Raw genomic sequence first — 14,782 nt, forward strand, 5'->3', positions numbered from 1 at the left:
GTGGGCCTTGCCGCACTCGCTGCAGCGGTATTTGAGGTCGGTCTTCTTGGTAGGCTTTTCGCCGACCGGCACCTTCGAGAAGCGACCGGAGTTACCGATGCTCGAGGTGGTTCGCCGGGTTCGGCGAGCGTCCCACTTGAGACCACTCGAGCGGCCCGTTCGGGACTTTTCGACTTCGTGTTCGTGGTGTTCGTTGCAGTGCGGACAGTACGTATTGAATCGGCGTGGCATCTGCATGGTTATCTCACTTGGCGTGGGCTAAGGCAGCGCTGTTTAAAACCCGTTTGGTTCGTCGCCGTCAGTCGATCGGACGCGGAAACTATCACCCGGAAATAAGTGACCGGCGACTGACGTCTATATGCTTACCTCGTTGTTTGGAAACAGATAGCACAGCAACGGAGTGTGACAGCACGCGATGGGTTTCAGCAATCTCCTTCCAGATTCCGGGCGTCTCGGGACGGACAGCCGCCGGGAAGCGACCGACTCCGTGACGGATCGACTCGAGTCGAGCGCCGAAGCGGTCGGCGAACTGTCGACACGGGTTCGCGACGCGGCGAGCCGGCGGGCGACCGACGTCGCCGAGCGCGCCGTCGACGAACTCCTCGAGCACGTGCTCGACCGAAGCGCCGACGACTTGCTCGCGGCGTCGGAACTCGACGGCGGTAACGGCGCCGCCGAGTTCGGATCGGATGACCCGCTCGATCGGGCGCTCGAGAACTTCCTGCGGCGCTACGGCCTCAACGAGGATCGGCTGGACGAGCGCACGCTGGACGCGATCCGGACCCGCCTGTCGGTCGCCGGCACCGACGCGGACGCGGACGCCGAAGCACTGCTCGAGGAGGTTCTGAGCGACCGATCGGCATCGGGAGCCGAGTCGGCCGACGGGACGGACCTCCCGACCGACGATCCGCTCGCCGAGGCGTGTTCGCGACTCCGTGCGCGACTGGACGGGACCGCGGAGCGCCCCGTCGACCGCTTGCTCGCGGATCTGCTCGAACGCGACGCCGTGGTCGTCGGCCACGAACTCGAGCGCGCGCTCGCCGAGGAACTGCCGGCGCTCGTGGCGGACCTGGAGGCGGAACTGGCGCAGACGGCGTCGAGCGGTTCGACGCCCTCGAGAGCGAGGACGCTCGACGCGGGCTTGAACGACGGCCTCGGCGAGGGGCCCGCGGGTCGCGGTCGGTCGATGAGCGCTCGATCGGCCATCACGATGGCCGTCGCGGCGACGACGCTGTGTTCCGACGGCGACGGCGTCGATCCCGCGGTCGGGGAGCTGGCGACGAGCCTGTTGCAGGTCGGCGACGGGGACGTTCTGATCGACCGCGTGCTCACCGAACTGGTCCCGTTACTGGTGCGAACGGGGGCGGAGCGCGATCTCGGCCTCGATGCGCTCCGTTCGAACTCGACCGGGTCGCTGGCGCTCGTGGGGCTGTTCGTCGCCAATCTCGCCGCGATGACGCTCGGGGCCTACGTCTCTCGAGAGCGGGCCCCGCCGATCCCCGACGAGATCCGCGGCCCGAACGGGGAGACCGTCGTGACCGCCAAGCAAGTCCGGACGGGGAAGAAGGCGTTTCAGGCCAACGGGCTCATGAATCAGGGGTCGATCCTGGGCAACGGCTCGTACTTCGGGGTCGATCTGACGGCCGACGCGCTCGAGTCGAAAGCCGAGTACATGCGGGAGTACTACGCGCGCCAGCGCGGGAGCGACTCCTTTGCATCCCTTCCGGAGGGCAACCGGGCGGCCGTCGAACGGCGCGTGAAGCGGGAACTCGACGCCGACGCGCCCGAGGGCGACGTCGCTCGCTACTCGGCGGCGGAGGGTTACGCCCACCGGCGACTCCGCGAGGCGTACGTCGACCGCTACTACGGGGGCGCTCCCGAGCGGGGGATTCCGCAGGGCTACGTCGACTCGCCCGAGGAGGCCGCCCGCATCGCCGACTTCGCCTGCTGGACGGCGTGGATGGCCCACACAAACCGTCCCGATTCCGACCACTCCTACACGAACGATTGGCCGTACGTGCCCGCGACCGGGAACCGGCCGACCGGCCAGGTCGTCGTCTGGAGCGCGATCAGCGTCGTCCTGCTGATCGCCGGCGGCGGGTTCGGCGTCTGGGCCTACCACTCCTTCGACGTCGCCGAGCCGACGACCGAACTCGTCGACGTCCCCTCGCCCGACTCGGTGTCGGTTACGCCGGCCCAGTACGCCGCCGCGCGGTACGTCCCCGTCGCGGGCGCGCTGTTCGTCGCCCAGGCCCTCGTCGGTGCCTATCTGGCCCACTACTACGTCGAACGCACCGGCTTCTACGGCATCGGCGAGGCGTTAGGGATCGACCTCGTCTCCTTGCTGCCGTTCTCCGTGGGACGCGCCTGGCACGTAAACCTCGGCATTCTCTGGATCACGACGCTGTGGCTCGCAGGCGGGCTCTTCCTGCCGGGCCTGTTCACCGAACAGGATCCGCCGTGGCAGGCCGAGGGCGCGACCGCGCTGCTGGGCGTGCTCGTGACCGCCACCGTCGGCGCGTTCGCGGGCGTCTGGCTCGGGACGCGGGGCTACTTCGGCTCGCCCGGAACGAGCGGCGACGACGGCGACCTCTGGTGGTGGCTCGGCAGCGAGGGTCTCGAGTACCTCGAGGTCGGCCGCGTCTGGAAGCTGGGCCTGCTCGCCGGGTTCGTCGCCTGGACGGGACTGGTGCTTCGCGGCGTGCGCCAACTGGACGAACCCGCGACGGGACTGGGCCACTTCGTGACCTATGCGGGCGGCTCCATCGCGCTGCTGTTCGCCGCGAGCATGCTCTACACGCCCGAGACGAACGTGGCCGTGACGGAGTTCTGGCGCTGGTGGGTCGTCCACATGTGGGTCGAGGGCGTCTTCGAGTTCTTCGTCACCGCCGTCATCTCCGCCGCGCTGGTCTCGATGGACCTGATCGAGAAGGCCGACGCCGAGCGGGCGATCCTCTTCGAGGTGTTCGCGATCATGGCCGCCGGCATCGTCGGCGTCTCCCACCACTACTGGTGGGTCGGCCTCCCCGATATCTGGGTCCCCATCGGCACCACGTTCTCGACGCTCGAGTTCGTTCCCCTCGTCTTCGTCCTCTACCGGAGTCTCGGCGAGTACCGCTCGCTGCGGGCCCGCGGCGAGGAGTTCCCCTACACGCTGCCGCTGCTCTTTATCCTCGGTTCCTCCGTCTGGAACTTCGTCGGCGGCGGCGTGCTCGGTTTCTTCGTCAACCTGCCGCTGATCAACTACTACGAGCACGGCACCTACCTGACCGTCGCCCACGCCCACACGGCGACGTTCGGCGCCTTCGGCCTGCTCGCGCTCGGACTGGGGACGTACATCCTGCGCGTGGTGACCCCCGAATCGGCCTGGAACCCCGCGTGGTTCCGCGGCGCGTTCTGGCTGACCAACATCGGACTCACCGTCATGACCGTCGCCTCGCTGCTCCCCGTGGGCTTCCTGCAGCTCCAGGCGTCCTACCAGGACGGCTACGCCGCCGCGCGTAGCCTCGAGTTCTACGACCGGGACCACGTCCAGACGCTGCTGTGGGCGCGAACGCTCGGCGACACGCCGATGATCCTCGGCGCGCTCGCCTTTACCGCGGCGTCGATACGTCATCTCCGGGACGCCCGAAAGCGGCGGCTCGAGGCGGCGTAGCTTCGACCCGAACGACGGGTATCGGTGACTCGAGGCGCATCGAAGCGGTTTGACGGTTCGGCGTCCCCACTCTCGCCGTCGAGTGACGCGAGAACACGACTAACGCCGAAAGACAGAAGGCTTAATCCACTCTCGCGAGAAGTCGCCGATATGAAGCGGCTCATCATCCACGGCGATCCCGGGATTCGGAAGGGGGCCATCGTCGATTACGACGGAACGGAACTGGTCTGCTTCGGGATCAACCGCAACGGCGAGTGGCACGGTCCCGAGGAGGTCCAGCTGTGGTGTACCGTCGGCACCGAAGACGAGTACGAGGACTACGAGAAGCGCAACTACACGCCCCACTTCCTCGATGTCGACCGCGTCGACGCCGAAGACGTCGACGTCATCCGAGCGAAGGCCGACCTCGCGGTCTGAACCGCCCGCCGGTTCGGCACGGGCGCCGAGTCTCTCCGAAATCTTTTGTGTGCGCGGTCGATACTGTCGCGACCACGGACAGATGCGTCTCTGCCGGATCTCCAGGGATCGAAAATCCGAAACCGATGCTCCGGTCAATGATCGATAGAGCCGTGTTCATCGACCGAGACCACCGGCCGAGCCACCGACGGTGTCCACGATGAGCGATTCGCTCGCGGAGGCCGTTCGGACCCGGCTTCGCGCATTGCTCTCGACGGCGCGGTTTAGCCAGTTCGCCGGCGTCGGGATCGTCGGTGCGACGGTCGATATCGTCGGCCTCGCCCTGCTGGTCGACGTGTTCGAACTCTGGTATCTAGGGGCGAAGACGATCTCGTGGGAGCTGTCGATCGTCGTCATCTTCGCGATCAACGAACACTGGACGTTCGCCACCTACGGCGATATGACGCCTCGAGCGCTGGTCCGGCGGTTCCTGCGCTCGAACGCGGTGCGCTTTGCCGGCTTCCTGGTCACGTTGACGGTCTACGGCGTGCTGGTCGATCGGTTCGGCGTCTGGTATCTGGCGGCGAACGTCGTCGGCATCGTGGTCGGCTTCTTCGTCAACTACACCTGCGAAAGCCTCTACACGTGGAAAGTCCATCACGACTGACGGTAGAAATCCCCATACGGCGCCCGAATCATAACCCTTAACTAGTGCACTCGGGTATGATGTAGTAGCGGGATGGGATAGCCAGGAGATTCCGGCGGGCTCATAACCCGCAGACCGGTAGTTCAAATCTACCTCCCGCTACTTTTCGAGACGAACACTAACGCCAAGCACGGCGAGGCGTTTCATGAGTCTCGAAAATAGCCAAGTAGATTTGAAGCAGGGAGCAGCTTCGCTGCGACCGTGGTTCAAATCTACCTCCCGCTATACTTCTGCCGCGAGCAAATTCGCGAGCGGCAGGTATAGCACGGGGTCGTTTGAACCAGACAGCGCTCGAGCGAAGCGAGAGTGCTGGCGTGGTTCAAATCTACCTCCCGCTACGTTTCGAGACGAACACTAACGCCGAGCAAAGCGAGGAGTGGCGCGGTTCAACTCCCTCGAGCCATCGATAGCATGGCGGTCGTTTAACCGGTTGGCGTCCGAACAGAGGAAGGATACAAACGCGATCGGCATTTCGCACCGATCAGTGCTCACGACGGCGTCTCGTACCGCTCGCTCCGGTGTGCGTCTCGGACGACGGTAAATATCACAGCACCGGTTCGCAAAATTGTTATATTTGAAACGCAGACTCAACTAGTAGCCCTGGATGACCTTCCCGTCGGATCGGTCTGACGACCGAGTAAGTAGACGTGCCGTGCTCGCCGCTGGAAGTACTGGAATCGCCGGTTCCGTAGCCGGCTGTATGGACCGCATTCAGCGACTCATCACCGGCGCCGCCAGCGATCAACTCTCGATAACCATCTTAACGCTACCCACGGACAACGACCGACAGGCGATCAAGATCGCCCGCCAACTCGAGGAGAACCTCAAGGCGGTCGGTATCAACGTCCGGATCGAGCCCCGCGCCGACGCCGAGTTGCTGCAGACCGTCTTGCTCGAGCACGACTTCGATTGTTACATCAGTCGCCACCCGGGCGGATACGACCCCGACTTTCTGTACGAGACGTTTCACTCGAAGTTCGCCCCTGAAGCCGGTTGGCAAAACCCCTACGGGTTCGTGGACACCGAGCTCGACAAGTTACTCGAGCGACAGCGCTCGACGACGGGGTCGGAACGGGAGGAAGCGATCGGCGAAGCGCTCGACCGATTGGCGCAAACGCATCCGATCGTGCCGATCTGCGTTCCCGACGAGCGGCGGCTCGTCAGAACGGATCGGTTCGCCGGTTGGAACGATCACCACCTCGGGACCCGACTCGGCTATCTCGGTCTCGAGCCCGACGAGAACGACTTCGAGGACGAGGTCGTCCTGAACGCGGTGATCACCGACTCGAGCCCCTCGAGAAACATCAATCCCCTCGCCGCGGCGTACCGCTATCGGGGTCCGTTCGTCGATCTGCTCTACGACTCGGTAGCGACCCGGGACGACGACGAGCTCCGGCCGTGGCTCGCCGAGTCCTGGGAGTGGGACGAGTCGGTCGCGACGATCACGCTCCGATCGAACTGCCTGTTCCACGACGGCGAGCCGGTGACCGCCGACGACGTCAAGTTTACGTACGATCTCCTGGACGACACCTCGCTCGGCGACCGCGACGGGCAGTCGCCGGCGCCGAGATACCGCGGGGTGGGCGACGCCGTCGAATCGGTGACGGCCGTCGACGACCGAACCGTTCGGATGCGATTCGGGACGAGCGACGAGGTCGGTGAACTGGCCTTTACCGTCCCGATTCTCCCGAAACACATCTGGAAGACGGCGGTCGAAGACCGCCTCGAGAACGGCGCAGAGCCTATCCAGGGGACGTGGGATCTCGTGACCACCGAAGAGATTCCGCCGATCGGCAGCGGTCCGTTCGCGCTCACCGAGCAGGAGCCGCGCTCGCACCTTCGTTTCGAGCGCTTCGACGACCACTTCACCCGCCGCGGCTACGTCGACCTGCCAGAGCCCCGCGTCGACGAGATCGCCTTTCACGTCGAACCGAACAGTAGCGCGGCCGTCGACCAGCTCGAGGCGGGGAACGCCGACGTGACGGGCACTATCCTCGGCTCGGAGACGGTCGGAGACGTGCCGGACGGCCTCGAACTCGTCGAGTCCGAGTCGTGGACGTTCTACCACATCGGGTTCAACGTCAGGAACTCGCCGTTCAGCAACCTCCACTTCCGGCGAAACGTCGCGCGATTGATCGACAGGGAGTCGCTCGTGGCGGACGTCTTCAACGAGCAGGCGAGCCCGACCGTCACGCCGGTTACGGGGGAGTGGGTTCCGGACGACCTCGAGTGGGACGGTTCGGCACCATACGCGCCCTTTTTCCGTGACGAAACAAACAGTGGGGATACGGGAGAACTGGACATAGAACGAGCGAAGCGCGAATTCGAACGACACGGGTTCCAGTACGACGAAGACGGAGAATACATCGTGAGGTCCTAATGCTCGCCGAGCTGTTGACGCAGGTAACGGCCATCATCGTCGTCCTGCTCGTCGGGTTCGTCCCCGTCTGTATCGGCCGACGCCGGTTGCGGGCGACCCGCCGCGAGTGGCGGGACCGAATGCGAGAGGCCGCGCCCGTCGCGGGCGTGGTGCTCGTCGTGTTACTCGCGAACCGATTCACTCGACAGCGCCTGCCCGACATCTCCTGGGCGATCGACTGGAACCTGACGCCGACGTTTTACGCCATCGAAGGGGAGGCGATCATCTGGTTTCAGCAGTTCGCCAGCCCGCTGGTAACCCAGTACTTTTCGTTCGTCTACATCTACGGCTACGTCTTCATTCTGGTCTTCCCCGTGATCGCGTACTTCGCGCTGTCGGATACGCGCCCGCTCCGGGAGCTGCTGTCCGCGTACGCGCTGAACTACCTGATCGGACTGTTCCTCTATCTCCTGGTGATCGCCTACGGGCCGCGAAACATCATGCCCACCGCGATCGAGACCGTGCTGTACGATTTCCGCCCGCAGTATCAGTACCTGACACAGGAGGTCAACCACAACACCAACGTTTTCCCGTCGCTGCACACCTCGCTGTCGGCGACGATCGCGATCTTCGCCTACCGAACCAGAGACGAGTACCCGATCTGGTTCGCCGTCGCGGTGCCGCTGGCGGCGAGTATCGCGGTGTCGACGATGTACCTGGGGATCCACTGGGCGATCGACGTCGTCGCGGGCATCGCGCTCGCGGTCGGGACGGTGTACGCCGCCGACCGATTCGTTGGCCGCTGGTCGCTCTCGGAGGACTTCGGCATCGAGATCGACGAGTATGTGGACCGAATCCGTCGAACCGCCGGAATGCGTACGCCGGCCGATCCCTCCCCGTCCGCCGACGACGAGTACGGCGAGGCCGACGGGACCGACGTCGAGGACCCCTCGAGCGACGAGCCGTCGACGGGTCAACGGTCGTAACGGGACGCGACCGGTTCCCTCGACATATCCGACGGGTTCGCGCTCGAGGCTCACTCCCGGATTTCGATCTCGGTCGCGGCGACGAGACCGCGGTCGGCCGCGTCGTCTCGATTGACCCGCGCCGTGAGCGCGTAGCGTCCGGGATCGACGGGTTCCCACTCGTCCTCGGCGATCCGGATGCGCTGGGACCACTCGCGACTGAACCGCTTGCGCTCGCCGCGGGCGAAGGAAAACGCGTCGGGACGGTCGGGAACCGGGCGCTCGAGCCGCGAGGCGGCCGTCGCTCCGTCGACGGCCCAGACCCACCGCTCCGGGGAGTCGGTCCGCAGCCGGATCGGAAACGGGAGCCGGTTGCGGAACTCGACGCGGACGGCGACGGGGTCGCTGCGCTCGTAGACGTCGCGGTCGGTCGCGATCGAGACTTCGACGGCCCGCGTGCGGAGCGCGACGGGCACGAACGCGTGGCTGAACGCGTCCCAGTTGATCGTCCGACCGGTCCTGTCCGCGGTCGCCGCGGGCGCGAACGGATCCTCTCCGTCCCGCTCGAGCGCGTTCGAGTCGTCGACTCGTTTTCGTGTCATCGTTCGGACGTCCTCGTTTCGGAGTCGTTCGGCAGGTGGTCCGCGTACGCGTCGTCGAACCGGTGACAGGCGATCGAACGGTCGCCGTCGCCGCCGACCGGCTCGAGTCGCGGTCGATCGGTCTCGCACGGCGTCGCGAAGGCCGACGCGAGTCGCGCCCGACCGTCGTCGATCTCGCCGGTCGCGACGGACTCGAGGGCGTCCGCGAGGACGCGTTCGGCGTCGTCGTCCTCGAGTTCGGGCGGGATATCGAATTCGTCGCGGATCGCCGCGGGAACGTTTTCGTCGGTCGTCGGAGCGGCGAGTACCGACTCGAGGCCGTTCCCGGCGTCGGCGAGCCGTTTCCGTAGCCGACGGATCGCCCGGACCGTGTCGGACGCGAGGTCGTATTCGGCGGGCGAGAGCACTCTCGGACAGCGCGTGTGGAACCGACAGCCCGACGGGCAGTCGCTGGGCGCGGGGACGGTGCCCTCGAGAACGATCCGGTCGCCCTCCCAGCGCGGGTCTGGTTCGGGGATCGCCGAGCGGAGGGCCGCCGTGTAGGGGTGTGACGGGTCGTCGAAAACCGCCTCGGTCGGGCCGACGTCGACGATCTTCCCGAGGTACATCACGGCGACTCGTTCCGCGACGTGGGCGACGACCGAGAGGTCGTGGGCGATGAAGAGGTAGGAGAGCCCGAACTCGTCCTGCAGATCGGCCAGCAGGTTGAGTATCTGGGCCTGGACCGAGACGTCCAGCGACGACACCGGTTCGTCCCAGACGACGAACTCGGGCTCGACGGCCAGCGCGCGGGCGATGGCGAGACGCTGTTGCTGGCCGCCGGAGAACTCGTGGGGGTACCGCTCGGCGTGGCCCGGCGCGAGCCCGACGGTCTCGAGTAAGTCCCGGACGCGGGCGTCGCGCTCCGACGGCGGGACGACGTCGTGCACCTCGAGGGGTTCGCCGACGATGTCGCGGACGGTCAGCCGCGGGTTCAGGCTCGCGCCGGGATTCTGCGGGACGTACTGGACGTTCGTCCGCACCGCTCGGAGTTCGGATCGCGAGAGGGCGGTCAGGTCGGTGCCGCGGTAGGACACCGTGCCGGCGGTCGGCTCGGTGAGCCGGAGCAGCGAGCGGGCCAGCGAACTCTTGCCACAGCCGCTCTCGCCGACCAGTCCGAGCGTCTCCCCCTCGCGGACCTCGAGGTCGACGCCGTCGACGGCCGTGACCGTGCGCCCGGAGCCGAATAGGCGGTCGAGGAGGCCGTCGGCTGCCGCGTACTCCTTCTCGAGGCCCTCGACGCGGAGCAGCGGTTCGTCGTCGCTCACTCGGACTCACCCCGACCCTCGTCCTCGCCGCTGACGACGACGTCGTAGTCCAGCCCGTCCTCGAGGGCACCGGTGTACTCGTGGCAGGCGGCGAGATGGGCGGTAGGGGCGGCCTCGAGCGGCGTCGCAGTCGTCCCGGTCTCCGCGTCGACGAGCGACGGCTCGCGGGTCGCACAGCAGGACTCGGCGTACGGACAGCGCGGGTGGAACCGACAGCCCGTGGGGGGATCGATCAGGTCGGGTGCGGCGCCGGGAATCGTCGGCAGCCGATCGCGGTCGGCGCCGAGGCGGGGGATCGACGCCATCAGCCCGACCGTGTAGGGGTGTTTGGGATCATAGTACAGGTCGTCGACGGACGCGCGCTCGACGACCTGCCCGGCGTAGACGACGAGCACGCGATCGCAGCGTTCGGCGACGACCCCGAGGTCGTGGGAGACGAACTGGATCGCCGTCTCGAACTCCTCGACGAGTTCCTCGAGTAACTCGAGAATCTGGGCTTCGACCGTGACGTCGAGCGCCGTGGTGGGCTCGTCACAGATCAGCAGGTCGGGCTCGCAGGACAGCGCCATCGCGATGACGATCCGCTGTTGCTGGCCGCCGGAGAACTCGTGAGGGTAGTCCGCGTAGCGGTGCTCGGCGTCGGAAACGCCGACACGCTCCAGGAGTTCGACCGTCCGTCGGCGGGCCTGCTCGTCGGTGACGTCCCTATGAGCGCGGATCGCCTCGGCGATCTGTTCGCCGACGGAGTAGACGGGGTTGAGCGCCGTTTCGGGGTCCTGAAACACCATCGCGATCTCGTTTCCGCGGAGCGATCGCAGCTCCGAATCGGAGCACTCCAAGATGTTCCGCCCCCGAAAGCGGATCTCGCCGCCGACGATCTCGCCGGGGTCCTCGATCAACCCCAGTAGGGCAAGGCTGGTGACGGTCTTGCCGGCGCCGCTCTCGCCGACGAGCGCGAGGTGCTCGCCGCGTTCGATCTCGTAACTAATCCCGTCGACCGCGCGGACGACGCCGTCCTCGGTGTAGAACTGGACGACGAGGTCCTCGACTTCGAGCAGCGCCACGCTACCGACGCCTCCGTTCGGCGGTCTCGCCCTGCGGATCGAGCGCGTCGTTGATCCCGTCGCCGACGAGGTTGATCGCCATCACGAACAGGAAGATCGCCAGCCCGGGGAAGGCGGTGCGGTGCCAGTGGCCGGCGGCGATCGAATCGCGGCTGTTCGCGAGCATCGATCCCCACTCGGCGGTGCTCGGCTCGAGGCCGAGGCCCAGGAATCCCAGCGCCGCGGCCGTCAGGACGACCGTCCCGACGTTCAGCGTCGCCTGGACGACGACGGGGGCGACGGCGTTCGGAACGACGTGTCTGGCGATGATGGTCCGGTCCGGCGTCCCGAGGACCCTCGCGGCGGTGACGTACTCGCGTTCTTTCACCGAGAGGATCTCTCCCCGCAGCAGGCGGGCGTAGCCGATCCAGCCGGTCAGCGCGAGCGCGGCGACGATGTTCCAGTAGCCGCGACCGACGACCGCCACGACGGCGATCGCGAGCACCAGAAACGGGAACGCGTAGAGGATGTCGACGACCCGCATGACGAGTTCGTCGATCCAGCCGCCGAAGTAGCCGGCGATCGCGCCCAGGGGAATCCCGACGACCAGCGCGAGCGCGACGGCGACGACCCCGATGCTGAGGCTGAACCGCCCGCCGACGAGGACCCGTGAGAACAGGTCCCGGCCCGCCCAGTCGGTTCCGAAGGGGTGGGCCGCCGACGGCCCGGCGTTGGGCGGCCCGACGTACATCTCGGCGGGATCGTACGGCGCCAGCGAGAACGGCTGGATCGTGATCGTGTACTCGGCCGTCGAGAACGCGATCGGGCGGGCGAAGATCGCGACGACCGAGAGCGCCGCGATGATCGCGAGGCCGAGCACGGCCGTTCGGTTCGATCGAAAGCGGCGCCAGGCGTCCTCGAAACGGCCTCGAGACGGGGTCTCAGCGTCGTTCGTCCGTCCGTCGGCCCAGCGATCGACGGCGTCGTCGTCGCGGTCGGCCGCGACCGCCTCGTCGAACCCCTCGATGCGAATCCGGCCGCGGTCGGTCGTCGATCGATCTCGTGTCTCTCGTGTCATGGGTCGTGTGTCACCGTTCGTCTCTGATCCGCGGGTCGAGTACGGCGTAGGCGATATCGACGAGCAGGTTCGCGAGGACGACCGAGACGGCGACGACCAGCACCGTCGCCTGGACGGTCGGGAGGTCGCGCTGTCCGATCGCGCCGACCAGGAGCCGCCCCATGCCGGGCCAGGAGAACACCTGCTCGACGACGACCGCGCCGTCGACGAGGAGGGTCAACTGGAGGCCGGCGACGGTGACGACGGCGATCAGGGAGTTGCGCAGGACGTGTTTGCAGATCACCGTCCGCTCGGGCAGCCCCTTCGCGCGGGCGGTCCGGACGTACGACGCGTTCAGTTCCCGGAGCATCGACGAGCGCAGCAGGCGCGCGACGAGCGCGGCCGAGGCCGTCCCCAGCGTGATCGTCGGCAGGATCAGAAACCGTAGCGTCGCGGGACTCAAAAGCGGCGCGTCGGGCGGAATGACTCGAAACCAGCCGAGGCGGACGCTGAAGACGAACAGGAGGACCAGCCCCAGCCAGAAGTTCGGCGTCGCGATACCGGCCAGCGCCGCGATGCGGCTGACCTCGTCGGCGGGTTCGCCCCGCTTGACGGCCGCGACGACCCCCGCCGGAATCCCGATTAGGAGCGAACAGAGCCACGCCGCGCCCCCGAGCACGAGTGTGTAGGGTAGCCGATCGGCGATCGTCGCTCCGACGTCGCGACCCGTGATCGGCGACCGGCCGAACTCGAGGACGAGCGCGTCGCGCAGCCAGAACAGATACTGCTCCCAGACCGGGCGGTCGAGGTTGTACTCGGCTTTCAGCGATTCCCGGACGTCCGGGTCGACCTCCTGAAAGCCGAGTACGGCGTCGACCGGATCCCCCGGCGTCAGGTGGAGCAGCGAAAACGTCAGGGCCGTCACACCCAGCAGTACCGGGATCGAAACCAGCACCCGCTTTCGGACGTAGGTGGCCAGCGTCATTTGGAACCGAGTTGCGAGCGGCGGTTAGCCGAAGTACTCGTCGACGATGCGCGCTTCGAACTCCGGATCGACGAAGGTCTCGTGGGTCGGGGAGATCGGCGTGTAGGCTACGGTGCCGGCGCCGTTGAACACGTCCTCGATGATTCGCTGGCGCGGAATGAGCCGCCCGATCCCGCGCCGGACCTTCGGATTGGAGAAGGGCTCGCGGTAGCTCGGATAGCCCAGGAAGTCGACGGCCGCGCCGGTCGTCCGGTCGACGACGAACCCGTCGTCGTCCTCGAACGCGTCGAGGCTCTCGTTCGGGAGGCCCGTGGTCAGGTGGATATCGCCCGTCTCGAGAGCGCCGCGGCGGGCCGACGATTCGGTGATGATCCGCATCGTCACAGTCTCGATCGGCGGCGTCTCGGGGACGCCGTTGCTCCCATCGTGCCAGTGATCTTCGTTGGCGACCAGCCGCCAGAGCCGGGCGGGCTCGTGCTCCTCGAACGCGTACGGACCGGTTCCGACCGGTCGCTCGGAGATGTCGTGCGTGCCGTCCGCGACGGCTTTCGGGACGATCGGCACCTGCGCGATCGCCGTTTCCAGCGGCCCATACGGCCGCCGGAGCGTGATCTCGATCTCGTGGTCGCCGAGGACGTCCGCGCTCTCGTACCAGGTGTAGACGTCCCGTTCGCTGGGCGACCCCTCGTAGCGCTCGAGGGTCGCTTTGACGTCCGCGGCGGTAAACGGTTCGCCGGTGTGGAATCGGACGCCCTCTCGCAACTCGAACCGCCAGGTCCGTTTGTCGATCCGGTGCCAGTCGGTCGCGAGCAGCGGTTGCGCGCTCCCGTCGAAGTCGATCTCGAGGAGCTGTTCGTAGAGCAGGCCGGTGGCCATGTACGAGACGTCGTCGGCCGCCCGGACCGGATCGTAGCTGTCGATCTTCGTCCCCGCGTCGCCGACGAGCTCGGTCTCGTCGGTGGCGAGGTCCGTGTAGACGCCGAGCGTCGGCGCGTAGATCGACTTGTACTCGTCGCCGGGGACCGGATACGTCCGGAACCCGTCGACGGCGTCGGCGCGGTAGGTGACGATCTCTTCGGGCGCGCGAACGAACGACAGCGGCGATTCCTCGACGAGGAGTTCCTGTAACTCCTCGTAGATCGCGACGCGCTCGTCCTCGTCGACGGTCGTGACGCCCTCGTCGATGAGCTCGTCGACCCGCTCGTTCTCGTAGTGGTTGATGTTGAGGCCGGTCGGAGTGAAACTGTCGGAGTGAAAGCCCGGATAGACGTACTGGTGTGGGTCCCAGCCGCCGATAAATCCCAGACAGACGAGCGCGTTCTCCTCGTTGGCGGCCATGTTGTTGACCAGATCGATGTAGGAGGTCCACTCGAGGGTCTCGAACGAGACGTCGAACAGATCGGTGTCGTCCAGTTCGTGTTGGACCAGCTGCGCCCACCGCTTTCGTCCCTCGTTCTCGGCGTTCGAGTACATCGTCGTCTCGACGGGCGGTTCGACGCCCGCCTCCTGAAAGCCCTCGAAGATGAGTTCCTCCACGTCGCTCTCGAGTTCGACCCCGGGGTTAGTGCTGATACAGCCGGCCGCGCCGGCGACGCCGAACCCCCCCAGTCCGGCGAGCACCGATCGACGAGGGAATCGATCGGTATCTCCCTCACCAGTGTGTGCCATTGGTGACGGATACCCAGTCCGCTACTATATTCCTTGTTA

12 protein-coding genes and 1 tRNA gene are annotated in these 14,782 nt (G+C 66.6%); 6 read left to right on the forward strand and 7 right to left on the reverse strand.

The window, feature by feature from the left end:
- Nucleotides 1-237 (reverse strand): 50S ribosomal protein L44e (locus C477_RS23180; RefSeq protein WP_008896255.1); only part of this gene is annotated, 237 nt, incomplete at its 3' end.
- A 178-nt stretch (nucleotides 238-415) separates the two neighbouring features.
- Between C477_RS23180 and C477_RS19395 the strand changes: the two genes are divergently transcribed.
- From C477_RS19395 to C477_RS19420, 6 genes are all read left to right on the forward strand, one after another.
- Nucleotides 416-3,655, forward strand: coding sequence for a cbb3-type cytochrome c oxidase subunit I (locus tag C477_RS19395; RefSeq protein WP_008896256.1), 3,240 nt, complete (start codon nucleotides 416-418; stop codon nucleotides 3,653-3,655).
- A gap of 150 nt (nucleotides 3,656-3,805) precedes the next feature.
- On the forward strand, nucleotides 3,806-4,072 hold the full coding sequence (locus C477_RS19400) for an HAH_0734 family protein (RefSeq protein WP_008896257.1): 267 nt from the start codon (nucleotides 3,806-3,808) through the stop codon (nucleotides 4,070-4,072).
- Nucleotides 4,073-4,271: 199 nt separating this feature from the next.
- On the forward strand, nucleotides 4,272-4,718 hold the full coding sequence (locus tag C477_RS19405; protein WP_008896258.1) for a GtrA family protein: 447 nt from the start codon (nucleotides 4,272-4,274) through the stop codon (nucleotides 4,716-4,718).
- 66 nt (nucleotides 4,719-4,784) lie between these two features.
- Nucleotides 4,785-4,859: transfer RNA gene (locus C477_RS19410), tRNA-Met, on the forward strand.
- Nucleotides 4,860-5,457: 598 nt separating this feature from the next.
- Entirely contained in the window at nucleotides 5,458-7,137 is a 1,680-nt protein-coding gene (locus tag C477_RS19415) for an ABC transporter substrate-binding protein (RefSeq protein ID WP_008896259.1), read from the forward strand.
- Nucleotides 7,137-8,102, forward strand: a complete 966-nt coding sequence (locus C477_RS19420) for a phosphatase PAP2 family protein (protein WP_008896260.1) — start codon at nucleotides 7,137-7,139, stop codon at nucleotides 8,100-8,102. Before C477_RS19415 ends, C477_RS19420 begins: the two co-directional genes overlap by 1 nt.
- A gap of 50 nt (nucleotides 8,103-8,152) precedes the next feature.
- On the opposite strand, the gene C477_RS19425 is transcribed toward C477_RS19420, so the two are convergent.
- From C477_RS19425 to C477_RS19450, 6 genes are read right to left on the reverse strand one after another with little or no spacing between them, the layout of a single operon-like run.
- Nucleotides 8,153-8,683, reverse strand: coding sequence for a hypothetical protein (locus C477_RS19425; RefSeq protein WP_008896261.1), 531 nt, complete (start codon nucleotides 8,681-8,683; stop codon nucleotides 8,153-8,155).
- On the reverse strand, nucleotides 8,680-9,990 hold the full coding sequence (locus C477_RS19430; RefSeq protein WP_008896262.1) for an ABC transporter ATP-binding protein: 1,311 nt from the start codon (nucleotides 9,988-9,990) through the stop codon (nucleotides 8,680-8,682). Before C477_RS19430 ends, C477_RS19425 begins: the two co-directional genes overlap by 4 nt.
- Entirely contained in the window at nucleotides 9,987-11,054 is a 1,068-nt protein-coding gene (locus tag C477_RS19435; RefSeq protein ID WP_008896263.1) for an ABC transporter ATP-binding protein, read from the reverse strand. Before C477_RS19435 ends, C477_RS19430 begins: the two co-directional genes overlap by 4 nt.
- A gap of 1 nt (nucleotide 11,055) precedes the next feature.
- Nucleotides 11,056-12,111, reverse strand: coding sequence for an ABC transporter permease (locus tag C477_RS19440; RefSeq protein WP_008896264.1), 1,056 nt, complete (start codon nucleotides 12,109-12,111; stop codon nucleotides 11,056-11,058).
- 10 nt (nucleotides 12,112-12,121) lie between these two features.
- Nucleotides 12,122-13,075 (reverse strand): ABC transporter permease, encoded by a 954-nt coding sequence (locus C477_RS19445; protein ID WP_008896265.1) that lies wholly within the window; start codon nucleotides 13,073-13,075, stop codon nucleotides 12,122-12,124.
- 24 nt (nucleotides 13,076-13,099) lie between these two features.
- A complete protein-coding gene (locus tag C477_RS19450) occupies nucleotides 13,100-14,743 on the reverse strand; it encodes an ABC transporter substrate-binding protein (RefSeq protein ID WP_049914693.1) in 1,644 nt (547 codons plus the stop codon).
- Nucleotides 14,744-14,782 lie beyond the last annotated feature (39 nt).

The sequence above is a fragment of the Haloterrigena salina JCM 13891 genome (assembly GCF_000337495.1).
Classification (GTDB): Archaea; Halobacteriota; Halobacteria; order Halobacteriales; family Natrialbaceae; genus Haloterrigena; species Haloterrigena salina.